The sequence below is a fragment of the Amorphoplanes digitatis genome, assembly GCF_014205335.1.
In the GTDB taxonomy this organism is placed as follows: Bacteria; Actinomycetota; Actinomycetes; order Mycobacteriales; family Micromonosporaceae; genus Actinoplanes; species Actinoplanes digitatus.
On sequence record NZ_JACHNH010000001.1, the window covers coordinates 4850959 to 4875917 of the forward strand.

The following is a 24959-nucleotide window of genomic DNA, read 5'->3' on the forward strand; positions in this document are numbered from 1 at the left end:
GGTTTCACTTGACTGCCCCGGCGCCGAGACCGCTGCGCCAGAACCGTTGGAGGAACAGGAAGGCGACCACCAGCGGGGCGATCGAGAGCAGGGCACCGACGATCACCAGGCCGCGGAGCTCCGGCAGCTGGTTGACCTGGGTGTTCCACGAGTAGAGGCCGAGCGTCACCGGGAACAGCCGCTCGTCGCCGAGCATGATCAGCGGGAGCAGGAAGTTGTTCCAGACGGCGACGAAGTGGAAGAGGAAGATCGTCACCAGCGCCGGGAACATCAGCCGTACCGACACCGTGAAGAAGCTGCGCACCTCACCCGAGCCGTCGATCCGGGCCGCCTCGAGCAGCTCGTCGGGCACGCTCGCGGCCGCGTAGATCCGGGCCAGGTACACGCCGAACGGGTTGACGAGGCTGGGCAGGAACACCGACCAGAACGTGTTCGTCGCCTCCACCCTGCTGAACAGCAGGAACAGCGGCAGGGCCAGCGCCGTCGCCGGCACGAGCACCCCGCCCAGCACCACGTTGAACAACGTCTCGCGGCCGGGGAACCGGTACTTCGCCAGCGCGTAGCCGCACATGGCCGCGAGCAGGGTGCCCAGCAGCGCCGACCCGCCGGTGTAGGCCAGGCTGTTGACCATCCAGCGCAGGAACACCCCGTCGCGGTACGCGAGCAGCTCCCGGACGTTGCCGGCGAGGTCGAAGTCGGCGAACCACAGCGGTGCGGTGCCGGTGAACTGCGCGCGGCTCTTGGAGGAGCCGACGAACAGCCACCAGATCGGCACCAGGAAGTAGACGGTGCAGACGCCCATGACCAGCATCGCGGCGGTGCGCGACAGGACGCTCTCCCGCTTCACCGCTCGCCCCGGCGCTGGGTGAACTTGAGGAAGGTGAACGACAGGGCGAACGTGGCGAGCGCGAGGACGACCGAGAACGCGGCCGCCAGCTGGAAGTTCGGCACCGACGAGGTGGAGTAGACGGTCAGGTTCGGCGTGTAGGTGCTGGACACCGCCGAGCTGAAGCTGCGGAACACCTGCGGCTCGGCGAGCAGTTGCAGGGTGCCGATGATGGAGAAGACCGTGGTCAGCACGATCGCCGGCATGACCAGCGGGATCTTGATCGACCACGCGGTCCGGAAGTGCCCGGCGCCGTCCAGCCGCGCCGCCTCGTAGACCTCGGCGGGGATCGCCAGCAGCGCCGAGTAGATGATCAGCATGTTGTAGCCGACGTACACCCAGGTCACGACGTTCGCCATGGCCCAGAGCACCAGGTCGGCGGAGAGCAGGTCGACGTTGGCGGTGAGCGCCGTGAACGGGGACAGGTTCGGCGAGTAGAGGAAGCCCCACATGATCGCGGCGATCACGCCCGGCACCGCGTACGGCACGAAGAACGCCAGCCGGAAGAAGCGCCGGCCGCGGACCAGGCCGGAGTCGAGCAGCAGCGCCAGCAGCAGGGCCAGGCCCAGCATCACCGGCACCTGCACGACGCCGAAGGCGAGCACCCGCAGGACCGACTCCCAGAACGGGACGTCGGAGAAGACCCGCCGGTACTGCACCAGGCCGCCGAAGACCTCGCGGGCCGGGCCGAACGTGCCGGTGCGCTCGACGGTGTACAGCGACTGCACGACGGCGTAGCCGATCGGCACCAGATAGAAGAGGGTGAACAGTACCCCGAACGGCACCACGAAGAAGGCGATCGCCCGGCCGTGCCCGCCGAAGCCGATCCGTTTCACGACGCCCGTCATGGGTTGGGCTCCTCTCTCACCACGCGTACGGCGCCGGCGGGTACCCGCAGCAGCCCGTTCACGGCCGCGCCGGTGACCAGCTCCCGGCCGGTGACCGCGTACTCGATGTGGTGTGTGCCGTGGTTGATGACGAAGACGTAGGCGCGGCCGTCGCCGGTGCGGCGCACCACCTCGACCGAGCCGTCGTTGCGCGGGCCGATCGGCCGCACGCCGGCCTCGCGCAGCGCGGCGTCCATGAGCTCCCGCAGGCCCGGCTGGTCCAGCGCGGTGGCGACGTACCAGGCGGTGCCGTCGCCGTAGGTGTTGCGGGTGATCGCCGGCACGCCGGGCAGCGGGCCGTCCGCGTACGCGTCGATGGTCTTGGCGGTCGTGGTCCGCAGCAGCTCGGTCCAGAGCGTGGCGGTCCCGCCGCCGCAGAGCCGCACCCGGTCGCCGGGCAGCAGCGGGTGGAACTCCTCGGCGACCACGCCGAGCAGGTCGCGGAACGCGCCGGGGTAGCCGCCGAGCCGGACCCGGTCGGTGCCGTCGACGATCCCGCTGTAGAAGGTGACGACCGCGTGGCCGCCGCCGGCCACGTACGCGTCGATCCCGGCCGCCTCCTCGTCGGTGACCAGGTGCAGGCAGGGCACGACGACCATCCGGTAGCGGCTCAGGTCGGCGCCGGGCGCGACGACGTCGGCGGTCACGCCGAGCTCGCGGACCGCGCCGTAGGCCGCGTGCACCTGCTCCAGGTAGCGCACGTCCTGCGACGGGCGGGCCTCGGTGTCCGCCGACCACCACGACTCCCAGCTGAACAGCAGCGCGACGTCGGCCTGCACGGTCGTGTCGGCCACCTCGGCGAGCGCGGCGAGGGTGGCGGACAGGTCGAGGACCTCGCGCCAGGCGCGGGTGTCGGTGCCGGCGTGCGGCACCAGCGCGGAGTGGAACTTCTCCGCGCCCCGCGCCGAGGCGCGCCACTGGAAGAAGCAGAGCGAGTCGGCGCCCCGGGCCACGTGGGTCAGCGAGTTGCGCAGCATCTGCCCCGGCAGCTTCGCCAGGTTGTGCGGCTGCCAGTTGACCGCGCCGGCGGACTGCTCCATGAGCATCCAGGGCGCGCCGCCGGCGAGGCCCCGGGTGAGGTCGGCGGCGAAGGACAGCTCCGCGGTGGGGTCGCCGAGCCGGTGGTCGAGGTAGTGGTCGTTGGCGACCACGTCCATCTCGGGCGCCCAGCTCCAGTAGTCCAGGTTGCGGATGTGCGCGGTGACCATGAAGTTGGTGGTGACCGGCGCGGAGGTGTGCCGGCGCAGCACGGCCGCCTCGGCCCGGTAGTGGTCGAGCAGCTCGTCGGAGCTGAACCGCTGGAAGTCCACGAGCTGGGCGGGGTTGCGCGCCGACAGGGCCAGCCGCGGCGGGCCGATCTCGGACCAGTCGTCGTAGCGCTGGCTCCAGAACGCGGTGCCCCAGGCCTCGTTGAGCGCCTCGATGTCGCGGTAGCGCCGCTCCAGCCAGCGGCGGAAGGCCTCCGCGCTGGCCTCGTCATAGCAGAGCGCGTTGTGGCAGCCGAGCTCGTTGGAGACGTGCCAGAGCACGACGGCGGGGTGGCCGCCGTAGCGGCGGGCGACCTGCTCGACAAGGGCGAGGGCGTGCTCGCGGAAGACCGGCGAACTGGGGCACCAGGCCTGGCGGCCGCCCGGCGCCCGGGTGGTGCCGTCGGCGACGACCGGGAGGACCTCGGGATGCCGGGTGGTCAGCCAGGGCGGCGGCGAGGAGGTGCCGGTGCCGAGGTTGACCCGGATCCCGTTGCGGTGCAGCAGGTCGATGACGCGGTCGAGGGCGGCGAAGTCGTACTCGCCGGGCCGGGGCTCGATGCTCGACCAGCCGAAGATGTTGACGGCGACGAGGTCGATGCCGGCCTCGCGCATCAGCACCACGTCCTCGGCCCAGACCTCCGGCGGCCACTGCTCGAAGTTGTAGTCGCAGCCGAGGCTGATGCCGGGTAGTCCTCGCATCGGCGTCCCTTCCCGTCGTCGTGGTTGTGTGCACGTGCACACATTGCGCCGCGACGTCGGAACGATGGCGGGTGTGTGAACGTGCACACAGTGGCATGGCCTGCGGGCCTGGTCAATAGCCCGGCGCTACAGTTCGGACGTGGCCCCGCCCAGCAAGCACAGACGCGCGACCGTGCACGACGTCGCCGCCGCGGCCGGCATCTCCCGCGGCACGGTGAGCCGGGTGCTCAACGGCGGATACGTCTCCGCGGAGGCACGCGCGGCCATCGAGGCGGCCATCGCCGAGGTCGGCTACGTGCCCAACACCGCGGCCCGCAACCTGGTGATGCGCCGCTCGCAGGCGGTCGGCTTCCTCGCCCTCGAACCGCACTCCCTGCTGCTCGAGGACCCCAACATCGGCGCCATCATGCTGGGCGCCAACGAGGTGCTCTCGGTCGCGGACCATCAGATGGTCAACCTGGTGGTCGACTCGGCCCGCGACACCGAACGGGTGGCCCGGTACCTCAGCGGGGGCTTCGTCGACGGCGCCATCATCGTGTCCGCGCGCACCCACGACCCGATCACCCGGGTGATCGCCGAGCTGAAGCTGCCGGCGACGTTCGTCGGGCACCCGCCGGACCTGCACCGCAGCATCCCGTTCGTCGGCATCGACAACGTCGGCTCGGCACGGGCGATCACCGAACGGCTGGCCGCCACCGGCCGCCGGCACATCGGCATGATCGCCGCGGCCCTGGACCGCGACTCCGGCGCCGACCGCCTCACCGGCTTCCGGGCGGCGCTGGGCGCGCGGTTCGACCCCCGGCTCGTCGCCGAGGTGCCGCTCTACGACTACGCGTCCGGGGTCAAGGGCATGCGGGAACTGCTCGAACGCGAGCCCGGCATCGACGGGGTGTTCGCCGCGTCGGACGCCGTCGCCGCCGGGGCGATGGAGGTGCTGCGCGACGCCGGTCGCGGCGTGCCGTCGGACGTCGGCATCGTGGGCTTCGACGACAGCTCCTGGGCCTCGCGCACCCAGCCGGCGCTGTCCACGGTGCACCAGCCGGCCCGCGAGATCGGCCGCAACGCGGCGGAGCTGGTGCTGCGGCAGCTACGCGACGAGGGGCCGGCCAACGTGCTGCTACCCACCCCCATCGTCTGGCGCGCGTCCGCCTGAGCCACCGGGCGGCACAGTCCTACGACAGATCCCCGAACGGACTACGGGTGACGAACGCCTTCGCGCCCGCGGCGGACGTCCGGGTCAGTAACAGCAGCGAATCGCTCTCGGTGAGGAAGCGATCGGGATAGTTGTGTGACCGGAGCACGAATCCGGCCGCGACGGGCACCGCGCAGAACGTCGAGTCGGCGTCGAACAGCCCCGAGCCGTCGGCCCGCTCCAGGCGCAGCGCGTAGTTGCGGTGCCGCAGGAAGTAGCCGGGGTAGTTGCCCGACTCGAACGAGAAGCAGGACCCGTGCGCCCGGCCGGCGCGGACGGTGAAGCGCGAGTCGGCCTGGTCGAGCGCGGAGCTGTTCGGCCCGACGGCGTCGATGCGGGCCCGGAAGTCACGGTGCCGCACCCGGCGGCCCGGCTCGCCGGCCGGCTCGAGGCCGACCTCGGCACCGACCAGCGGCAGCGCGGCCCGCGACGGCGACGGCGACGCGGACGGCCGGTGGCGGGCCGGCTCGGTGGCCGGCCCGCCCGGCGGCAGCAGCGGCTGGCTCAGGTCGCTCGTCGCGATCCCCGCGGACCGGCTCGCCGACGGGGCCGGCCCCGTCGTGGACGGCTCCGGCAGGGCGGGCACGACCGGGCCGGTCGGCAGCAGGACGAAGGAGGGAGCGCCCCGGCCCTCCCGCTCGCCCGGCGCCAGGGCCAGCCCGGCGGCGACCAGGGCGCTGAGCACCGCGGCGCCGGCGAGCACGGTCCGCGCCCGGGTCGGCGGCGGCAGCCGGCGGCGCCGGCCCGGCGGGGCGGCGGCCAGTGCCGCCGGTATCTCGGTGGCGGCCGGGGGCCGCCGCGGTTCGATGGGTGCGAAATACTGGATCGGTGGAATCCATCCGCCGACGCGTAGGTCGGGCCGACTTCCATCCTCTGGGGACATCCGTTTCCGTTCCCTGAGTATCCGTTCGGGTGCGCAGCAGCAATATTCGGGGCAGAACGCTCCGATGGCAAGGGGCAATCCGTCCGGCACCCTAGGTGATCGATCCGATCGGCCTCCTCATCCGTAGTGACGAGGGACTCACCACGCGCTGATGCCCGTAGCGATCCCGCGGGCGGTGGCGCTTGCCCTCTAGGGAGCACGTGCCGTGGACAACCCAGCCCCCACCGACCCCCGGACGATCTACCGTCGCCCCGAAGCCCGTACCCCGCCCACCCTTCCCTCGATCTCGGACTACTGGCCCGACGCGCCGCACCGGATCGGCCCGGAGCCCGACCACTACAGCGACGAGCCGACGGCCGCGTCGGTGGACGCCCTGCTGCGTTCCGGACGGCGCGAGCACGAGGAGCACCCCGCGCCCGCCGAACCGCCGGCCCGCCGGCCGAAACGGGTACGCGCCGGGGCCGGCGGCGCGCTCGCCGTGCTGCTGCTCGCCGGCGCCGGCGTCGCCGCGGCGAAGCTGACCCGCGACACCGCGGGCGTGACCACCGCCGGCGCGACCACCGCCGCGACGCCGGCGCCGACCGCCACGACCCCCGCGGTGGCGGGCCCGCTCACCGCGCCGGCACGGGGACGAACGGACGCGCGGTTCGAACTGGTCAGCAACACCGCGACGATCGACCTGAGCACCGCCGCGCTGGACGGTGACCTCTACCGGATCACGACGCCGGACGGCAGCGGCGTCGCGCCGCGGGCGGCGGTCGGCGAGGACGGGGTCCGGCTGTTCCTGGACGACAACGGCGAGCGCGGCGACGCCGCGGTCACGGTCGTGCTCAGCGCGGACGTGCGGTGGAGCCTGCGCATCACCGGCGGGATCAACCGGGGGGTCTTCGACCTCAGCGGGGCCGAAGTGGACGGTGTCGAATTCGCCGGCGGCGCCACCCGGATCGACCTCACGCTGCCGGAGCCGGACGGCACGCTACCGATCCGGATGTCGGGCGGGGTCAACCGCTTCGAGGTCTACACCGGAGGGAAGGTGCCGGTGCGGGTGCGCACCCGGCAGGGCGCGGGCCAGGTGCGGCTCGACGGCCGTACCGATGACGGGGTGGCCCGGGGTGCCTCGTTCCTCTCACCCGGCTGGGCGAAGAGCACGGACCGCATCGACCTGGACGCGGTGGCCGGCGTCGGGACCCTGCGCGTGGGCCGCGGCTGAAAAACATCGGTGGCAGGTGCCGTCGCGGGCGACGAGGCACCTGCCACCGCAGGTTCTGCTAATTCAGGTACGGAATTGCCGGGTCAGCGGCAGGCGGCCTGGGTCGCGCTGACGCCGAGCACCGAGACGCTGTTGCCGCAGATGTTCACGGGGACGTTGTAGCCGCCGTAGCCGTAGCCGTAGTACGGGTAGCCGTAGTAGCCGCCGTAGTAGCTGCCGTAGCCGTAGCCCCCGCAACCGCCGTAGCCGCAGGTCCCGGCCGCGTTCGCCGGACCGGCCGAGAGGGCAAGGGTGGCGGCAGCCATACCGAACATGACCAGTGCGCCTCGAACGATCTTCATGACATACCTTTCCTTTGCGGACACTTGCAGAAGTTACGTTAGCGGCGGGTTTGCCCCTGTTTGCCCGTTTTGCCAAATTCATTCCACGATGGTGTCAGAAATTCCACCCCGCCCCTTCTGGCGCTTCCTCGCCGCCCCATCGGCCCGCCGAAACGCGGCGACCTATCGGGTGGATTCCGGTTGATTGCCCCATTTTTCGGCGAGGAGGCACTACTTCAGAACGCGCCCGGCAGGTCGATAGAGGGGCCATGGGGCGGCGGAACACGGGCAAGCATGGTGCGACCGGGTCGCGCCTGCTGCTGGCGTACGCCGCCGCGAGCCTCGTGCTCGTCGTGCTGCTCGGCGTCATGCTCGTGCGCAGTTATCGCGAGGACGCCGAGCGCCAGGGCCGGGACCAGGGCCGCGCACAGGCCGCGGTCATCGAGGAGATGGCCGTCGCGCCCGCGCTGGACGGCGCCGAGCTCTCCGCCGGCCTGACCACGGCGCAGCGCGAACGCCTACAGGGCGCGACGGACCTCGCGATCTTCCACGGCTCGGTCGTCCGGCTGCGGGTCCGCAGCTTCACCGGCCAGGTGGTGTTCTCCGACGACGGCTCGACGGCCGGCGGCATCCTCGTCTCCAACCCCGCGTTCCGGGCGGCCGCGACCGGCACCACCGACGTGGCCGTGGTCGCGGACGGCGATCGCAGCGTCGGCCGGACCATCCGGGTGCTCCAGCCGGTGATCGCGGGCGCGTCCGGCCAGGCGATCGGCGTCCTCGAGCTCTACCTGCCGTACGACGCCATCGACGCCAAGCTGCGCCGCCAGATGACCGTCACGTACTGGCGGCTCGGCATCGCCCTCGGCGCCCTCTACCTGATGCTCGCGCTGATCGCCTGGTACACCACCCGCGCGCTGCGCCGCCACGCCGCGCACCAGGAGCACGAGGCGCTGCACGACGGCCTCACCGGACTGCCCAACCGGGCGGCCTTCCAGGCGCGGGCGAAGAGCGCGATCGACGGCGCCGCGGTCGCGGGCGCCGAGGGCGCGATCGTGCTCGTCGACCTGAACCGCTTCAAGGAGGTCAACGACACCCTGGGCCACCACGCCGGCGACGAGCTGCTGAGGCTGGTCGGATCCCGGCTCTCGCAGGCGCTGCGCGGGAGCGACACCGTGGCCCGCCTCGGCGGCGACGAGTTCGGCCTGGTCATACCCGGGCTGCCCCAGCACGCCGTGCTCGACCTGATCGAGGCCGCCCGCGCCGAACTGGTCCGCGAGACCGTCCTCGACGGCGTGCCGCTGAGCATCGAGGCCAGCTTCGGCGTCGCGCTCTACCCGCGGCACGGCACCGAGATCGAGGAGCTGCTCCAGCGCGCGGACGCCGCGATGTACCAGGGCAAGCGCGGCGCCGCCGACATCGTGCTCTACGCCGAGGACGGCGTCGCCAACCCGACCCACTGGCTGACCGTGCAGGCCGAGCTGCGCCGCGCGATCGAACGCGACGAACTGGTGCTGCACTACCAGCCCAAGGTCCGCCTCCGCGACGACGAGATCGACGGGCTGGAGGCGCTGGTCCGCTGGCAGCATCCGCAGCGTGGCCTGCTCCCGCCGTCCGAGTTCCTGCCGGCGGCGGAGCAGTCGGGCGTGATCGAACTGCTCACCGGATGGGTGCTGCGCCGGGCACTCACCGACCAGGCGGGGTGGACGTCGCTGGGCCAGTCGTGGCCGGTCGCCGTCAACGTCTCCGCGCGCAACCTCGAGACGCCCGGCTTCGCGCGGGTCGTCGCCGGCCTGCTCGCCGAGCACGGCACGCCGCCGGAGCGGCTGCTGCTCGAGGTCACCGAGACCGCGATGGCCGGCGACGCCGAGAACGTGGCGCGGGCCGTCGTCGAGCTGGCCGGGTTCGGCGTCGGCGTCGCGGTCGACGACTTCGGCATCGGCTACACCAGCCTGGCGCAGCTGCGCTCCGTACCGGTGTCCGAAGTGAAGATCGACCGGCTCTTCGTCACCGACCTGGACCGGGACCCGCAGAACCAGGCGATCGTCCGCTCCGTGATCGAACTGGCGCACGGCCTCGGCTGCCGGGTCACCGCCGAGGGCGTGGAGACGGCGCCGGTGAGCGCCTGGCTCGCCGCGTCCGGCTGCGACGCCGCGCAGGGCTACCTGTACTCACGGCCGGTCGTCTGGCCGCACCTGCTGGAGATGTTCCTCAACCCCCGCGGCACCGGGCGCCACGCCCGGCCCGAACCCGTCGAGCCCGTCCACCTGAGCACCGGAGGTACCCGCGCATGAAGCACCTCACCAACCGCCGCCTGCGCCTCGCCGTGGCGGGCGTCGTGCTCACCCTGTCGGCCGCCGGCTGCGGCACCACCACCGCCGCCGACGAGACCGGCGGCGACGGCACCGCGAGCGGCACCGCCGAATTCTCCCAGGAGATCCACGACCGGCTGCCGGACGCCGTGAAGCGGCGCGGCGCCATCCGCCTCGCGACGGACCCCAGCTACGCGCCGATGGAGTCCTACGGCGCCGACGGCCGCACGATCATCGGCTTCGAGCCGGACCTCGCCGCCGCGCTCGGCGCGGTGACCGGCATCCGGGTGGAGCTGGTGCCGGCCGAATTCGGCAGCATGATCGCGGAGACGAACAAGGGCACCTTCGACGGCGTGCTCTCCTCGATGACCGACACCCCCGAGCGGAAGAAGAAGATCGACTTCGTCGACTACTTCTCCGCCGGGCTCGCCCTGGTCGTGCAGCGCGGCAACCCGGAGGGCATCACGGACCTCAAGGACCTGTGCGGCCAGGTCGTGGCCGCCGAGCAGGGCACGGTGCAGGTGGACCTGCTGCGCCGCACCCAGCCCGCCTGCGGCTCCCGCCCGATCACCATCCAGACCTTCAAGACCAACGCGGACGCGCTCCTTCAGGTACGGACGGGCCGCGCGGTCGCCATCCTGAACGACTACCCGCCGGCCGCGCACCTGGCCACCGACCCGCGCACCCGCTCGCAGTACCAGCTGGCCTCGACCGTGCAGTACGAGCCCGGCCTGTTCGGCATCGCGGTTGCCAAGAACAACCCGGAGCTGCGCGACGCCCTGCGCGACGCCCTCGACCAGCTCATCCGCTCGGGCCGCTACGCCGACCTGCTGGAGCGCTGGGGCCTGACCAACGGCGCGGTGTCGACATCATCGATCAACGCGGGCGATGGCACGGAGGAGTGACCGGCTTTACACCCTTTACGCCCTTTATGCCCGACGGCTTTACGCCCGACGGCTTTATGCCCGACGGCCGGGCGGGCCGTTCAGTCGGCGGCCCCGGACCAGTGCCTGGCGGCGGCCGAGCTCCCGGCCGTCCACGGCGACCTCCACACCCTCGACCTCGTACCAGTTCTCGCCGTCGTACAGCACCGGGCGGGACCAGTCGACCCGCTCGACCTTGATCGTCAGCGTGCCCGTGCCGTAGCAGTAGTCCGATTCGGCGAACTGACTCACACGCCGGGCCGTGCCGCGGTTGCTGTCCATAGTCACTCCTCGGCCGCCGGGCCGGCCCTTGTCCCACAGGGAGCTTTCAGGCGGCTGCTGCACGTGCTCAAGCATGACCGTATGCGCACAGCATACGCAAGGTCAGATGCACGTGCAGATGCACGAAGGAGGGAAAGTGGTAGATCCGGCAGTTCCGTGACAACCGTTCGGCCGATGCGCTCACCGGCTCCGGCTCATGGCGTCCGCCAGGACTCCGGCGAGGATGTCCGTCGTGCGCCCGGGCGGCTCGGCCGCCAGGCACGCGCGCTCCATGGCGAGCGCGTAGTGGTCGACGTCGCCGGGCTTGTCGAGATAGGTCGCGCCGGTCAGCCGCTCGACGTAGACCACGTCGGGCAGCTCCGGCTCGGAGAAGCGCAGGATGGCGAAGGGGAAGCCGGGCGCGGACGGCGTACCGGCGCGGAAGGGCGCGACCTGCAGCCGGATGTTGGGCCGCGCGGCCGCCTCGATCAGCGCCTCGATCTGCTCCCGCATGACCTCGCACCCGCCGACCGGCCGGCGCAGCACCGCCTCGTCCAGCACCGCCCAGAACTGCGGCGGGTCCGGCCGGTCGAGCACCTGCTGGCGGCCGCGCCGCACCTCGACACGCCGCCCGACCTCGGACGGCGCGGCGCAGGACCGGGCGATGAGCGCCCGGGCGTACCCCTCGGTCTGCAGCAGCGCGGGCACGACCTGCGTCTCGTACGCCCGGATCAGCGTCGCCGCCTCCTCGAGACCCAGATAGGACAGGTACCACGGCGGCACCACCTCGCCGAACTGCTGCCACCACGGCGCCGCGTTGGCACGCCGGGTCAGCGTCATCAGCGCGGCGCGCTCGGCGTCGTCCACCCCGTACAGGGTGAGCAGGTCCTCGATGTCACGCTCCTTGAACGGAACCCGCCCGAGCTCCATCCTGCTGATCTTCGAGCCGGACCCGCGGATCTCCCACCCGGCGGTCTCCCGCCCGATCCCCCGGTCCTGACGCAGCCGCCGCAGCCGGGCGCCCAGCCTGATCCGCAGCGCCGTCGGGCCGATGGCCTGGTCCATCTGTCCTCCCTCGGCGAACGTCTCCGATCGCCCACCTGCACGTGCATACAACCGTGCAGCTTCCCCGGACAATGCGCAACCGCCCGACCGATCGATGACGCGTGCACCCCTCCCTCAGCCGGCCGGCCGGTAGGCCGCGATGATCACCCCGGTCGTCGTGGTGACCACCGACCCGGTCAACCGCAGCCTCCGGTACGCGGCGGCTCCGTCGGCGAACAACCGGGTACCCGTGCCGAGGACCAGCGGGTGGATCGACAGCCAGTAGACGTCGACCAGCCCCGCCGCGGCGAGCGCGCGCACCAGCACCCCGCTGCCCAGCACCACGAGATCACCCGCGACCTCCCGCTTGAGGGCGGCGACCGCCGCGGTGACCTCCCCCTCGAGCCTCGACGAGTTCACCCACGGCAGCGCCCCGCGCGAGGCCACATACTTGTGCTTGCGGTTGAGCACCTCGGTATAGGGATTCCCATCGGTCTGCACCGACCAGAACCCATGAAACTGCTCATAGGTACGCCGGCCGAACAACATCGCCCCGTCCGCACCCATCCCCGCACCCATCGTCTCGGCGGCGACGTGGTCCGCGTACGGTCGCGCCCACCCACCATGCGCGAACCCACCCCGCCGATCCTCGTCGGCGCCGCCCGGCGCCTGCATGACCCCGTCGAGCGTCACACTCTCCACGACAACGACCTCACCCATGAGCCCTCCTTCACCTGATGTCGAACCTTCACCGCCTACACGATCGGGTGGTCCACGAATCGACATCTCGCACCACCCGGCTATCGTCTGGTGGATGCCGAACGACACCCTGGTCACCTACGAGCACGCAGACGCCGACGGCCTGGTGGTCGCCGCCCTCGACGGAGAACTCGACCTCGACCGGGCCGACGCCGTCCGGGACAGCCTGGCCGCCGCCGCGGCCACCGAGGGCTGCCGCTACCTGCACGTCGACGTAGCCGCCGTAACCTTCATCGACTCGTACGCCCTCGGCGCACTGGTCAGCGCCCGCAACTCCGCGGCCAGCCAGGGCGTGACATTCACCCTGGCCAACCCGTCCCGACAGGTACGCCAGGCCGTCCAGATAACCGGCCTGAGCCACGTCTTCGGCCTACCCGCCTAACGACCGCCCCACCCCGGCCAGCGAATCGCGGCCGTCACCCACACCCCGGCAACCGGCCGCAGACCTACACTCCGCGCGACTCCCGGCCCGGCAGAGGATCACGGACCCGCACGCCACCTCCTCACCCAAGCGAGTCCCGGCCCGGCAGTGCAACGCAGGCCCGCACCCCACCTCGGTAGCCGCGCGGCTACCGGCCCAGCAATGGGCAACAGGCCTGGACCGACCTCGGAACCCACGCGACTCCCGACCCGGCAAATCAGCGCCCACACGAATCCTGGCCCAGCAGAAGACCGCGGACCTACACCGAGCTCGGCGCGCGCGACGCCCGACCCGGCATAAGCCGCAGGCCCGCACCCCAATTCGGTGCCCGCCCGCCTCTCGGCCCGGCAAAGGACCGCGGATCTGCATCAACTTCGGCGCGGCGCGCTCCTAGCCCGACAAAGGGGCCCCAACCTGCACCCCTCCTCGGCATCGCCCGGCGCCTGATCCAGCGAGGACCCGTGGAGGTACACCCACAACCCACACCTCGGCGTTCGCCGTTCGGCAAGTGGTCGCGGGTCCTCCGGCACGCTTCGGTGTCGGGCGTCACCACCGCTAAAGCGTCCTAGGTTGCTGGGCTGATGGGTTGTGCAAGATTGGTAGGCATGGACTTTCGCCGGACCTACCGCGCCGCCGCCGTCTCCTTCGCTGACCTCGTCTCCCGCCTGCCGGCCGATCGCTGGGACTCCCCCGGCCTTGGCGACTGGTCCCTTCGCGAGCTGGTCGGCCACACCGTCAGCTCCGCGCTGCGCCAGGTGCCGGACGTGCTCGCCACCGCCGGCGACGCCGTGAAAGTCGAGTCGCCGCAGGCCTACTGGGCGTTCGCCCGGTCGGCCCCGCCCGAGCTGCGCGCCGCCGCCGTCGCGGCCTCCACTGAGGACGCCCGCGAGGCCGGCGCCTGGCTCGGCGACGAAGCCGCCAGCCGAGTGAGCGAACTGACCGGCCTTGCCACCACGGCGCTGGCCGCCGTCCGCGACGACGACGTGATCGTCACCCCCGCCGGCACCATGCGGGTCCGCGACTGGCTACCCACCCGAACGTTCGAACTCGTCGTGCACGGCACCGACATCGCCGCGGCCACCGACCTGCCCTTCGAGGTCGCCCCGGAAGCCCTCGCCGAGTCCGTGACCCAGGCCGCACAGATCGCGGCAGCCGTAGGCGACGCCGCCCCGGTGCTGCGAGCCCTGACCGGCCGCGCCCAACTACCGCAAGACTTCTCCGTCATCTGACCGCACCCAACCAGCACCGACCTCACCTCACCCACACCCACCCCGGGCGGCGACCTTGGGGGTCTCGCCATGATGGACAGAACCGAGGTTGCAGCAGCGGGCCCACGTGCCACCCACGTGCCACCGCGATGGTGCAGGCCACCCACGCCGTGTCACCACGATGGCGCAGCCACCCGCACCGTGCCACCGCGATGCGCAGGCCACCCACACCGCACTACCGCGATGGTGCAGGCCGCCCACACCGTGTCACCGCGATTGGTGCAAGCCGCCCACGCCGCGCCACCGCGCCACCGCGCCACCGCGCCACCGCGCCACCGCGCCACCGCGCCACCGCGCCACCGCGCCACCGCGATGGTGCAGGCCGCCCTCGTCCTGCACAACGTCGAAGCTGGCCGCTTCGCAGGTTGAAATGGTCGGTGAATTCGTCCTGGTCTCGGGCCAGGAACATCCGAGCCGTTGCTCCGGCCGGAAACCGGCACTCCGCCCAGGTTGGAAATACTCAGTGCCCACTTTCGATAAGTTGGCATGATCAAGAATCGATCGGAAGGGACAGAAGTCGGCCAGCCCGGGATAATGAATACATGCGGCAGCTTCAATTCTTCACCAGCAGCGAGTTGGCCGCTATGCGTGACCGCACCGCATCCCGCAACTATTCCCCTGAGCGTGACGAATTCCGCCGCGAGCATGAGCGGCACCGCGCATGGGGCCTCACACAACGCCATGCCCGGCGCCTGCGCCAGCTGCGCGGCCGAGGCTACGGGCGCACCACGGCAGGTCCAGACGAGCAGCGCCCTGAGAACCCGCAGCCGACCCGTCCGGCCGGATCCACCCACGCCAAACCAGCCCGGCACCCGGCTCCAAGCCACACCACCGCGACCCACCACGGCGTGTCCCGGCCTCCAGACCGGAAGGACGGCGACCAGGTCGGGACCCGCGCAGACGCACCGGCCCACATGGACCGCCGACCGGGCGAGACCCACCCCACCACCCAGCCCACAAGAGCCCCCAGCCAGGCGAAACCCGCCCCACCTCACCCATCCACAAGGAAGTCGGGTTTGTGCGATCCGCCGAGGCGGATCTTCCCAGCCCCAGCCAGGCGAAACCCACCAGGACATGCCCGCCGGGCGAAACCAGCCACCGGGTGGGACTCGCCGACGGACACCGGCCACGCTCTCCGAGCCTGCCGGATATGTCAGGCCGGCCCAGCAACCGCGACGTCTGCGCAGCCGTCTTCGTGGTCACCGCGGCGCCCGGCCTCGCCCTGTTGCCTGCGACCGGGCGACCGACCCCGGGGAAACACGCCGGGAGGCGAAATCGCGCGACCAGAACCACAACGGAAGCCCGGCGGCGGCTACACGGGTCCGGTCCGCATCGAGATCATCGAAACAGGTCCGCAGCCGATTCGGAATTCGGGCAACCCCCAATCCCTGTTTCTAAATCGACCGATACAGGAAAGGCCGAATGCAAGATCTCCACCCGGCCTGGCAGTTTCGAACTGAACCTCACTCGCCGCATTCGGCGAGTGAGCCATCCGTTGCGTGGACACATACAAACGTTTCCGACGGTCCGGCGGATGCATTCTAATTGGCCAAAGCCGTGCGTGGCGCTCGCGCGCGTGACATCTTCCGGCTACCAGGCTGGGCGCGTCAGGTCGCCGCGCTGCGGGCCTGCGGTCGGTAGCCGGTCTGCGGATCACGGCGCGGCTGGACCAGGCCCGGCCGCGCCGTCGGGTGTGGACTGGGGCCAGTGCGTGGGGGCTCAGTCTGCCTGGGTCGGGCGCTCGCGTGCGGGCTCGGGTCGGTCGTGTCGGCGCTGGAGAAGGTGACGGTCACGGCGCCGCACCGCTGGGCGGCGGCGTCGAGACGCACGGGAGGTCGGCGGACTCGTCCAAGCCGGCTGGGCGGCGCCGCCGAGACGCACGGGAGGTCGGCGGACTCGTCCAAGCCGGCTGGGCGGCGCCGCCGAGACGCACGGGAGGTCGGCGGACTCGTCCAAGCCGGCTGGGCGGCGCCGCCGAGACGCACGGGAGGTCGGCGGACTCGTCCAAGCCGGCTGGGCGGCGCCGCCGAGACGCACGGGAGGTCGGTGGACTTGTCTGGGTCGGCTGGTCGGGGCGTGGGGCGCACGCGGCGGAGGGGCTTATGCCGGGGCGGTGCAGTTCAGGACGCAGGGGTAGAGCATCCAGGCGCGTAGGTCGCCCTGGGGGTCGAAGAGGTAGGCGCCGTCGCCGTGTGCCTCCTGGTCGGAGGTGGGGTTGTCGAAGATCGGGGTGGTCAGGCCCCAGTACTTGCGGGTCGGAGTGGACTTGCCCTTGCCGACGTGGAGTTGGATCGTGCCTTGTGCGGGGACGGTCGTGCCTGCCGGGAATGTGTAGCGCCGTAGGCCGGAGTCGCGGATCCACCAGTTTCCGATGGCCAGGGGTGTGGCGCGGTGGTTGGTGACTTGGACCCACTCGCCGTTGACGTTGTCCTCGTCTCGGCCGGGGGCGTCGTAGTTGACGATTACCTCGATCGGGACGCTCTGGGCGGGGCCGGTGCCGCAGGAGTCGGTGTCGAAGAGGCCGGTGCGGGCGTGGGCGGCGCGTTGTTCGGCGGCGCGGTACTGGGCGTTCCAGGCCCACTCGGCAGCGAACGGCTGCCATAGGGCCAGGCCGCGGCCCAGCAGGTCGAGGCCGATGTCGCGCCAGACTCCGTTGATCTTGACTGAGATGCTGCGCAGGGAGCGTGACCTGCTGCTGGAGGAGGCGTGCTGCGCGGTCAGGCGGACGACGCCGCCGCCGGACCGGACCAGCTGTTCTACGCGGGCGGTGGCGGCCAGGCTGTTGCACTCGCCCCGGCGGCGGCTCGGTATCGACGAGTAGACGGTCTGCTCCATCGCCTGGACGTTGATGAGGCGGATCGAGCGGGGGGTGCTCGTGCCGTCGCCGGCGATGTCGATCGACAGGGTGTCGCCGTCGTTGACCGCGATCACCCGGCCGGTCCAGGTCTGGCAGGCCGGGCCGCCCGAGCCGGGCAGGCACGGCACGGAGGCGGCGACCGCGGGTGTCGTCGGCATGACGGCGAGGCCACCCGCGACAGTGACGGCGGCGGCAAGGGCGGCCAGGCGACGACGCACGGTCGGGCCGCCAACCGGCTGAGCGCCGGCAAGGGCGGCCGGACGAAAACGGACGGTCGGACCACCGACCGACTCAGCGCCGGTAAAGGACTCAGCGCCGGCAAAGACAGCCGGACGAAAACGCAAGGCCGGTCCGACGACCGAGCTGACAGCAGCAAAGACACCCGGGCGAAGACGCAAAGCCGGTCCATCGACCGGGCCGGCGGCAGGCTCAGCGGCGGCAGGGGTGGCCGGGCGAAGGCGCATGGTTTGTCCATCGGCCGGGGCGGCGGGTGGATGAGATTTCGTGGGCGGGCGTTTTCACCAACCCGGTGGGCGGTCGGCGGCGAATCACCTGTGTCGTTGTTCGTGGCGGACAGGTGTGGTGATGACAGGTGGAGATCGCCGAGCGGTACCGGCTGATCGCGCTCATCGGCTCGGGTGGGATGGGGCGGGTCTGGCGCGCGCATGATGAGCTGCTGGATCGGGACGTCGCCGTCAAGGAGATCACGAGCCCGGGTGAGCAGGAGCGGACCGTGCGGGAGGCGCGGGCCGCCGCGCGGCTCGACCATCCGAATGTGGTCCGGATCTACGACGTGGTGAGCACGCCCGGGCGGTCGTGGATCGTCATGGAGTACGTCGCGGGGCGGTCGCTGCACGAGGCCGTGCGCGAGGACGGGCCGATGGAGCACCGCGACGCCGCGCGGATCGGGGCATCCCTGCTCGCCGCGCTGCGGACCGCGCACGCCGCGGGGGTGCTGCACCGCGACGTCAAGCCGCACAACGTGCTCATCGGGGCCGACGGGCGGGTGGTGCTCACCGACTTCGGGCTCGCGGCGATCTGGGACGCGGGCGACGTGGCCGGTGGGGCCGGCGAGAAGAGCACCGGGCTGCTCGTCGGTTCGCCGAACTTCGTGGCGCCGGAGCGGATCCGCCGGGACTTCAACGGCGCGGCCGGTGACCTGTGGTCGCTCGGCGCGACCCTGTACGCGACCGTCGAGGGGCGGCCGCCGTTCGTGCGGCCGACGCTGACGGCGACGCTGGCGGCGGCGCTGACCGAGGATCCCGACGCGCCGCAGCGCCCGGGCCCGCTGCACGCGGCGATCGGCGGCCTGCTGGTCCGCGATCCGGAGCGGCGGCTGAGCTCGGACGACGCCAAGACGATGCTGGAGGCGATCGCGGCCGAAGCGACACCAGGCCGAGCGGCCGAAGCGACACCAGGCCGAGCGGCCGAAGCGGCATCGGGCCGGGCGGTCGGTGTGGCGCGGGTGCGGGTGCCTCGGCGGGAGCCGGTGGACGAGGTCGTTCGGTTCCGGCCCGCCGCGGTGCGGCCGTCGGCCGCCGCGCCGGTGCCGGGCCGGCCCGGGGCGTGGCGCGGTATGCGGCGGGCGCAGGTGCTCATCGCGACCGTGATGGTGTTGCTGCTCGGTGCCGCCGGGGTCGGTGTCGCGGCCGCCGGCGACGACCGGCCGGCCGCGATGACGCCGGCCGCCGACGTGGTGACCGGGCCGGTCGCGGCGGACGGCTGGGTCGATCATCGCGACGCGGCGGGGTTCCGGCTCGAGCTTCCGGGTGGCTGGCGGCGGTCCGCCGCCGGGAGCGCCGTGGAGTTCCGGGATCCGGCCGGCGGCCGCGCGTTCACCGTCGACACGGGCGCGCCGGCGACGTCGGATCCGCTGGGCTACTGGCGGGCGGCGGAGCGGACCGCGCTCGCCGCCGGGTCGCTGCCCGGGTACGCCCGGATCAGCATGGGCAACCTGACGTTCGGCGACGGCGGCGCCGACTGGGAGTACACCTGGCAGCCGCCCGATGGGCCGCGCCTGCACACCCGGCGGGTCCTGCTCTCCTACCTCGCCGACTGGACGACCCCGGAGCGGGACTGGGTAGACGGGGTGGCCGTCCAGCAGCGCATCCTGGCGGGCCTGTCCGTGCCGTAGTACATCGATACCGCTGGACGGATTATCGCGGGAGGAACTACGGTGAGCCAAAGCTAATATGGTCCGTATGGTCCATCTAGCGGACCGTTCACCGAACGGAGCCCCGATGACCCCTTCGAGATACAGGGCGGTCGCCGTCCTGTTCGCCCTCGCCGCCGCGTTCCTGCTCGTTAGCGCCCGCTCGTCCGCGGCCGAGAGGCCGCCCTCCGGCGCGCAGGAGCTCGGCGACCCCGACTACGGCGTCTGCCGCGGCACCGACCCCCGCTGCTACCACGACTGGGGCAACTTCGACCCGGCCGCCGGCTACCGGGTGCTGCTCTACACGCGTACGGCCGGGCCCCGGCACGCCAACCTCGGTCCGGCACTGGCGCCGGGGTTGAACCCGCCGCTGACCGCGGCCAACATCGTGCAGAACGGCGTGCTCGAGCTCGGGCGGGCCAACGGCTTCGTGGTGGACTGGACCGAGGACGTCACCCGGCTCGCTTCGCCCGGCAACCTGTTCCGCTACAACGCGGTCGTCTTCTTCAGCACCTCCCGGGACACCCTGGACGACGCCGCGCAGACCTCGCTGCGGCAGTACATCCGCGGCGGCGGCGGGTTCGTCGGCGTGCACAACGCGTTCGGCACCGAGTACAACTGGCCCTGGTACGAAGGGCTGCTCGACGGCGCCAACTACTACGACCACGGGCCGGCACAGACCGGCACAGTGCGCACCGCCGACCGCCAAAACCTGCCACGCCGGTGGGAGTTCCGGGACGAGTGGTACAACCTGGTTCCTTTCCCGTCACGGGTTCGCGTCCTGGCCACGGTGGACGAGTCGACGCTGGCCGAGGGCGTCGCCGGCGGGTCCGGGCACCCGGGCCACGGCGCGAACCACCCCGTCGCCTGGTGCCAGTACTACGACGGCGGCCGGGCCTGGCTGACCACGCTGGGCCACGATGCCGGGCTGTTCAACGACACGGTGCCCGGCGCCGCGTACTTCCGCGCCATGCTCCTCGGCGGCATCGAGTCCGCCATGGGCCGGGCACCGTTCTGCCGCTGAACCATTCACAGCCCGAGGTAGATCCGCCGCACCTGCGGGTCGTGCCGCAGCTTCGCCGACGTGCCGGTCATCGCCACCTCCCCGTTCTCCACGACGAGGCAGGTGGCGGTGGCCTCGAACGTGAGCTTCGCGTTCTGCTCGACGAGCAGCATGCTCAGCCCCTCGCGGCCCAGGCGCTGCAACACCGCGAGGATGTCCTCGACCAGCTTCGGTGACAGCCCCATCGACGGCTCGTCCAGCAGCAGCAGCCGGGGCCGCGACATCAGCGCCCGGCCGATCGACAGCATCTGCTGCTGGCCGCCGGAGAGCGCGCCGGCGAGCCGGCCGCGCATCTGCGCCAGGACGCCGAACAGCTCGTAGATCTCGTCCAGCCCGGCACGGACCTCGGCGTCCCAGCGCCGGGCGTACGCGCCGAGCAGCAGGTTCTTCTCGACGGTCAGCCCGGGGAAGACGTGCCGCCCCTCGGGCACGTACCCGATGCCATGCCGGACCATGTCGCGGGCCGCGACCCGGCTCAGGTCGACGTCGCCGAGCCGCAGCGCCGTGACGGTACGCGGGACCAGCCCCATGATCGCCTTCAGCGTCGACGTCTTGCCCGCGCCGTTGGCCCCGATGACGCCGACCGCCTGCCCGGCCGGCACCTCGAAGCTGAGGTCGCGGACCGCGCACACGCCGCCGTAGTGCACGGTCAGGCCGCTGACGGTCAGGGCCGCCGTGCCGGTCGTGGTGGCGGTGCTCACCGGTTCACCTCCGTGGGTAGCTCGACGTCGTCGGTGGACATGGAGTCGCCGAGGTAGGCCTCGATGACGGCGGGCGCCGCGGCGACCTCCGCCGGGCTGCCCTCGGCGATGACGGCGCCGCTGGCCAGCACGGTGATGTGCTCGCAGAGCGACATCACCAGGCCCATGTTGTGCTCGATGACGACAACGGTGATGCCGCTGTCGCGGATCGAGCGGACCATCTCACCGAGCTGGCGCACCTCGTCGCCGTTGAGGCCGGCGGCGGGCTCGTCGAGCAGCAGCAGCCGCGGCCGGGCCGCGACGGCTCTAGCGATCTCGACCCGCCGCTGGGTGCCGTACGGCAGGGAGCGCGGCGGCTGCCCGGCGAAGGCGGTCAGGCCGTACCGGTCGAGCACCTCGTCGGCCCGCGCCCGCAGCCGGCGGTCGCCGCGCACCACGCTCAGCGGGCGCAGCAGGTAGCGCCAGCCGTCGACGGTGCGGCTGCGGTCCAGCGCGACCAGGATGTTCTCCCGGACGGTGAGGTCGCCGAAGAGCCGCAGGTTCTGGAAGGTGCGGGAGATGCCGGCCCGGGCCAGCCGGTACGGCGGCAGCCCGGTGACGTCGCGCCCGCCGAACTCGACGCGTCCGCCGGTCGGCCGGTACAGCCCGCTGATCACGTTGAACAGCGTGGTCTTGCCGGAGCCGTTGGGGCCGACGATGCCGCGGATCTCGCCCTGGCGCACGGTCAGGGTGACGCCGTCGAGCGCCTTGAGGCCGCGGAAGCTCATGTGCACGTCGTCGGCGCGCAGCACGGCCGGTGCGTCAGCGGGCGGCGCGTCGCCGCGCTCGTACGGCTGGAAAGGTCCGAGCCGGCCCGCGACGGCGCCGCGCCGGCCGACGGCGGCCCGGATCCGCCGGGGCAGCCCGGCCAGGCCGGTGGGTGCGAAGACCACGGTGAGCACCACGACCGAGCCGTAGGCGACCTGCGCGTAGGTCGGATGGTCGACAAGCAGCTCGCGGACCACGGAGAGCCCGACCGCGCCGACGACGCAGCCGATCAGGCTCTGCCGGCCGCCGATGATGACCATCGCGAGCAGCAGGAACATGTTGGCGATGCCGAACGACTCCGGTGCCACGTAGCGGATCAGGCCCGCGTAGAGCACGCCCGCGACGCCGCCGTAGACGCTGGCGAGCAGGAACGCGGTCATCCGCAGCATCGGCACCTCGGCGCCGAGCGCGCCGGCGGCCAGGGCGTCGTCGCGCATCGCCCGCATCCGCCGGCCCAGCCCGGTGCGGACCACGAACTCCCCGAAGACCAGCCCGCCCGCCAGGACGATCAGCTCCAGGTAGTAGAAGAGGTACTCGTTGGACAGGTCGACGCCGGGCAGCGTCGGCACCGGGATGTTGGAGATGCCCTCGGCGCCGCCGGCCACCTGCGCGTTCGTCACCCAGTTGGTGAACGCCAGGGCCAGCCCGAGCGTGACGATGCCCAGGTAGTGCGACTGGATACGCAGGGCGGGTGTGCCGACGAGCAGCCCGATCGCGGCGGTCGCCGCGACCGCGAGCACCGCGGACACCCAGAATCCCAGGCCGGCCTCGGTGGTGAGTATTGCCGTCGCGTACGCGCCGACGCCGAAGAACGCCACCTGCGCGAGGTTGACCTGCCCGCCGACGCCCATTGCCAGGCCGAGACCGACGGCGAGCAGCGCGAAGAGGATGATCACGTTGACGACGTGGATGGCGTACGAGTCCAGCCCGTACGGCAGCAGCCAGGCCGCGACGGCCAGCGCCGCGAATCCCGCGATCCGGTACCTCATGCGCGGTTCACCGTCCGCTCGCCGAAGATGCCGGTCGGCCGGATCATGATGATCACGGTGAAGACCAGGAAGGTGACCAGCTCCGAGTAGCCCTGGAAGTGCCCGGCGGTGAAGCCGTCGAGGACGCCGATGGCCAGCCCGCCGATGACGGCGCCCGGGATGCTGCCGAAGCCGCCGAGGATCGCGGCGGCGAAGCCCTTGATGCCCAGGGCGCCGCCCATCGCCGGGCTGACGTAGAGCAGCGGCCCGACCAGGCCGCCGGCCAGCGCGGCCAGCCCGGCGCCGATCATGAACGCGGTCGCGTTGCTGCGGCCCACGTGTATGCCGACCGCGGTGGCCGCCTCGTGGTCCATGGCGACGGCCTGCATCGCCGCGCCGCGCTTGGTGCGGGACAGGAAGAGGACAAGCAGGACCGTCGCGGTCGCGGCGATCGCCAGCACCACCAGGTCGTACGTGCGGATCCGGACGCCGAAGACGTCCAGCGGCGCGCCCGGCACCGGCGAGGGTACCGCGCGCCCGGTCGCGCCCCAGATCATGATGATCAGCGCCTCGAGGACGATGCCGAAGCCGATGGTGCCGATCAGCATGAGGTCGAAGTCCTTGTTCTCCAGCGGGCGCAGCACCCGCTCGATCACCAGGCCGATGGCGCCGGTCAGCAGGATCGCCACGGCCATTGCCAGCACGAACGGCAGCTTCGTCGACAGGTAGAACGTCGAGGCGAGGTACGCACCGACCGTGACGACGTTGCCGTGCGCGAAGTTGACCAGGCCCATGGTGCGGTAGACGAGCGAGAAGCCGAGCGCCACCAGCGCGTAGATGGCGCCGAGGCTCAGCCCGCCGATGAACGTCTGTAGAAAGACCTGCATGGCTCTCCTGTAGGAACGCGAGCCCCGGCGGCCGGGGAGCCGGCCGCCGGGAGAACGAACGAGGCCGGTCAGCCGGCGGCGGCGACCAGCTTTCCGCCGGTGATGGTGCCGATCGAGGTGGCGAAGATGCCGACGCCGGTCTCGTCGAACTTGAAGCTGCCGAGCAGGCCCTCGTACTGGGTGGCCCGGATCGCGTCGGCGAGCTCCTTGCCTGCGGCCACGTTGCTGGTCTTCAGCGCGGTGAGCATGATCTGGGCGCCGTCGTACGCCTTCGCGCCGTGCATCTCGGCGTCCTCGTTGTAGGCCGCCTTGTACGCCGCGGCGAACTTGCGGGAGGCGTCGCTGATGTCGTTGCTCAGGTACGGCGAGCTGACGATCGTGCCCTCGGCGTTGGCGGCGCCGGCGGTGTCCAGGAAGACCGGGGTGCCCTGCGGCGCGGAGCCGGCGAACGGCGCGGTGATGCCCAGGTCGCGGGCCTGCTTGACGATCAGGCCGGACTGCACCTCCTCGGCGCCCAGGAAGATCACCTTCGGGTTCTTCTGCCGGATGGTGGTCAGCGCGGCGCTGAAGTCCTTCTGGTCCGCCGTGACGACCTGGTCCGCGACCGGGGTGACGCCGCGGGTGGCCAGCGCCTTGGTGAAGGCGTCGTGCTCGCCCTTGCCGAAGGAGCCGTTGTTGGTGATCAGGGCGATGCTCTTGATGCCCTGCGTGTCCACGATGTACTTGGCGAGCGTCTCGTCGTACGTGGTGCTGGTCGGGCCGTTCAGGAACAGGAACTCGCTCTTGACCGCCACCAGGCCCGGCGACTGGCCGGACGTGATGTTCGGGATGCCCTCCTGCTTGAGGATGGGAGCCATCGCGATCGTGACCGCGCTCTCGGCCGTACCGATCATCGCGATGTAGCCCTCGCTGGCGATCTTCCGGGCCAGGTTGGTGCCGACGGTGGGGTCGGCCTGGTCGTCGAAGACGCCCAGCTCGATCTGGCGGCCGTTGATGCCGCCGGCCTTGTTCCATTCGTCGACGGCGAGCCGGGCGCCCTTGAGTTCCCAGGCGCCGAGCGAGCTCAGCTGGCCGCTCTGCGCGTCGACGACGGCGATCTTGATGGGTCCGGAGTCGTCTTTCGAGGAGTCGTTGTCGCCGCCGGGGGCGCTGCAGCCCGCGGCGAGGACGAGGGCCAGGGTGGCGACGGCGGCTATGCGGAGTCGGGACATG

At 71.8% G+C, this 24959-nt stretch carries 21 protein-coding genes; 8 read left to right on the top strand and 13 right to left on the bottom strand.

Going from position 1 to position 24959, the window contains the following annotated elements:
* Positions 1–4: 4 nt before the first annotated feature.
* Genes BJ971_RS21240 through BJ971_RS21250 form a run of 3 tightly spaced genes read right to left on the bottom strand, consistent with a single transcriptional unit; the run spans position 5 to position 3722 of the window.
* Positions 5–811: a carbohydrate ABC transporter permease gene (locus BJ971_RS21240; RefSeq protein ID WP_184999012.1), complete on the bottom strand. Its 807-nt coding sequence runs from the start codon at positions 809–811 to the stop codon at positions 5–7.
* Positions 812–843: 32 nt separating this feature from the next.
* A complete protein-coding gene (locus tag BJ971_RS21245; RefSeq protein ID WP_184994986.1) occupies positions 844–1734 on the bottom strand; it encodes a carbohydrate ABC transporter permease in 891 nt (296 codons plus the stop codon).
* Positions 1731–3722 (bottom strand): beta-galactosidase, encoded by a 1992-nt coding sequence (locus BJ971_RS21250; RefSeq protein ID WP_184994987.1) that lies wholly within the window; start codon positions 3720–3722, stop codon positions 1731–1733. The genes BJ971_RS21245 and BJ971_RS21250 overlap by 4 nt, the downstream gene beginning before the upstream one ends.
* A gap of 139 nt (positions 3723–3861) precedes the next feature.
* Here BJ971_RS21250 and BJ971_RS21255 point away from each other — a divergent pair, with 139 nt between their 5' ends.
* On the top strand, positions 3862–4875 hold the full coding sequence (locus BJ971_RS21255; protein ID WP_184994988.1) for a LacI family DNA-binding transcriptional regulator: 1014 nt from the start codon (positions 3862–3864) through the stop codon (positions 4873–4875).
* A gap of 19 nt (positions 4876–4894) precedes the next feature.
* Here the strand turns inward: BJ971_RS21255 and BJ971_RS21260 are convergent, their stop codons facing one another.
* Positions 4895–5797: an AbfB domain-containing protein gene (locus BJ971_RS21260; protein ID WP_184994989.1), complete on the bottom strand. Its 903-nt coding sequence runs from the start codon at positions 5795–5797 to the stop codon at positions 4895–4897.
* 205 nt (positions 5798–6002) lie between these two features.
* Between BJ971_RS21260 and BJ971_RS21265 the strand changes: the two genes are divergently transcribed.
* Positions 6003–7007 carry a hypothetical protein gene (locus BJ971_RS21265; protein WP_184994990.1) on the top strand — a complete coding sequence of 335 codons (1005 nt, stop codon included), beginning with the start codon at positions 6003–6005 and terminating at the stop codon, positions 7005–7007.
* A gap of 83 nt (positions 7008–7090) precedes the next feature.
* On the opposite strand, the gene BJ971_RS21270 is transcribed toward BJ971_RS21265, so the two are convergent.
* Complete coding sequence (locus tag BJ971_RS21270; protein ID WP_184994991.1) at positions 7091–7348, bottom strand: chaplin family protein; 258 nt, start codon at positions 7346–7348, stop codon at positions 7091–7093.
* Positions 7349–7596: 248 nt separating this feature from the next.
* On the opposite strand from BJ971_RS21270, the gene BJ971_RS21275 reads away from it, so the two are divergent.
* Together BJ971_RS21275 and BJ971_RS21280 are read left to right on the top strand one after the other, a co-directional pair.
* Positions 7597–9618 (top strand): putative bifunctional diguanylate cyclase/phosphodiesterase, encoded by a 2022-nt coding sequence (locus BJ971_RS21275; protein ID WP_184994992.1) that lies wholly within the window; start codon positions 7597–7599, stop codon positions 9616–9618.
* Complete coding sequence (locus BJ971_RS21280; protein ID WP_184994993.1) at positions 9615–10541, top strand: ABC transporter substrate-binding protein; 927 nt, start codon at positions 9615–9617, stop codon at positions 10539–10541. Before BJ971_RS21275 ends, BJ971_RS21280 begins: the two co-directional genes overlap by 4 nt.
* 54 nt (positions 10542–10595) lie before the next feature.
* Here BJ971_RS21280 and BJ971_RS21285 read toward each other — a convergent pair whose 3' ends face one another.
* The 3 genes from BJ971_RS21285 to BJ971_RS21295 form a co-directional block, all read right to left on the bottom strand.
* Positions 10596–10841, bottom strand: a complete 246-nt coding sequence (locus tag BJ971_RS21285; RefSeq protein ID WP_184994994.1) for a hypothetical protein — start codon at positions 10839–10841, stop codon at positions 10596–10598.
* 180 nt (positions 10842–11021) lie between these two features.
* The gene (locus BJ971_RS21290) at positions 11022–11885 is read right to left on the bottom strand and encodes a Sco1979 family transcriptional regulator (protein WP_184994995.1); all 864 of its coding nucleotides are present in this window, start codon (positions 11883–11885) and stop codon (positions 11022–11024) included.
* Positions 11886–11999: 114 nt separating this feature from the next.
* The gene (locus BJ971_RS21295; protein ID WP_184994996.1) at positions 12000–12584 is read right to left on the bottom strand and encodes a dihydrofolate reductase family protein; all 585 of its coding nucleotides are present in this window, start codon (positions 12582–12584) and stop codon (positions 12000–12002) included.
* Positions 12585–12678: 94 nt separating this feature from the next.
* Here BJ971_RS21295 and BJ971_RS21300 point away from each other — a divergent pair, with 94 nt between their 5' ends.
* On the top strand, positions 12679–13005 hold the full coding sequence (locus tag BJ971_RS21300) for an STAS domain-containing protein (protein ID WP_184994997.1): 327 nt from the start codon (positions 12679–12681) through the stop codon (positions 13003–13005).
* A 644-nt stretch (positions 13006–13649) separates the two neighbouring features.
* On the top strand, positions 13650–14273 hold the full coding sequence (locus BJ971_RS21305) for a maleylpyruvate isomerase N-terminal domain-containing protein (protein ID WP_184994998.1): 624 nt from the start codon (positions 13650–13652) through the stop codon (positions 14271–14273).
* A gap of 2139 nt (positions 14274–16412) precedes the next feature.
* Here the strand turns inward: BJ971_RS21305 and BJ971_RS21310 are convergent.
* On the bottom strand, positions 16413–17387 hold the full coding sequence (locus BJ971_RS21310; protein WP_239087348.1) for a lamin tail domain-containing protein: 975 nt from the start codon (positions 17385–17387) through the stop codon (positions 16413–16415).
* A 374-nt stretch (positions 17388–17761) separates the two neighbouring features.
* On the opposite strand from BJ971_RS21310, the gene BJ971_RS21315 reads away from it, so the two are divergent.
* Together BJ971_RS21315 and BJ971_RS21320 are read left to right on the top strand one after the other, a co-directional pair.
* Positions 17762–19303: a serine/threonine-protein kinase gene (locus tag BJ971_RS21315; protein ID WP_184994999.1), complete on the top strand. Its 1542-nt coding sequence runs from the start codon at positions 17762–17764 to the stop codon at positions 19301–19303.
* Between the two features lie 106 nt (positions 19304–19409).
* Positions 19410–20345, top strand: coding sequence for a ThuA domain-containing protein (locus BJ971_RS21320; RefSeq protein ID WP_184995000.1), 936 nt, complete (start codon positions 19410–19412; stop codon positions 20343–20345).
* A 5-nt stretch (positions 20346–20350) separates the two neighbouring features.
* Here BJ971_RS21320 and BJ971_RS21325 read toward each other — a convergent pair whose 3' ends face one another.
* From BJ971_RS21325 to BJ971_RS21340, 4 genes are all read right to left on the bottom strand, one after another.
* Positions 20351–21085 (bottom strand): ABC transporter ATP-binding protein, encoded by a 735-nt coding sequence (locus tag BJ971_RS21325; protein ID WP_203709214.1) that lies wholly within the window; start codon positions 21083–21085, stop codon positions 20351–20353.
* Entirely contained in the window at positions 21082–22881 is a 1800-nt protein-coding gene (locus tag BJ971_RS21330; RefSeq protein ID WP_184995001.1) for a branched-chain amino acid ABC transporter ATP-binding protein/permease, read from the bottom strand. The genes BJ971_RS21325 and BJ971_RS21330 overlap by 4 nt, the downstream gene beginning before the upstream one ends.
* Positions 22878–23747 (bottom strand): branched-chain amino acid ABC transporter permease, encoded by an 870-nt coding sequence (locus BJ971_RS21335; protein WP_184995002.1) that lies wholly within the window; start codon positions 23745–23747, stop codon positions 22878–22880. The genes BJ971_RS21330 and BJ971_RS21335 overlap by 4 nt, the downstream gene beginning before the upstream one ends.
* A 68-nt stretch (positions 23748–23815) precedes the next feature.
* Positions 23816–24958, bottom strand: coding sequence for an ABC transporter substrate-binding protein (locus BJ971_RS21340; RefSeq protein ID WP_184995003.1), 1143 nt, complete (start codon positions 24956–24958; stop codon positions 23816–23818).
* Position 24959 lies beyond the last annotated feature (1 nt).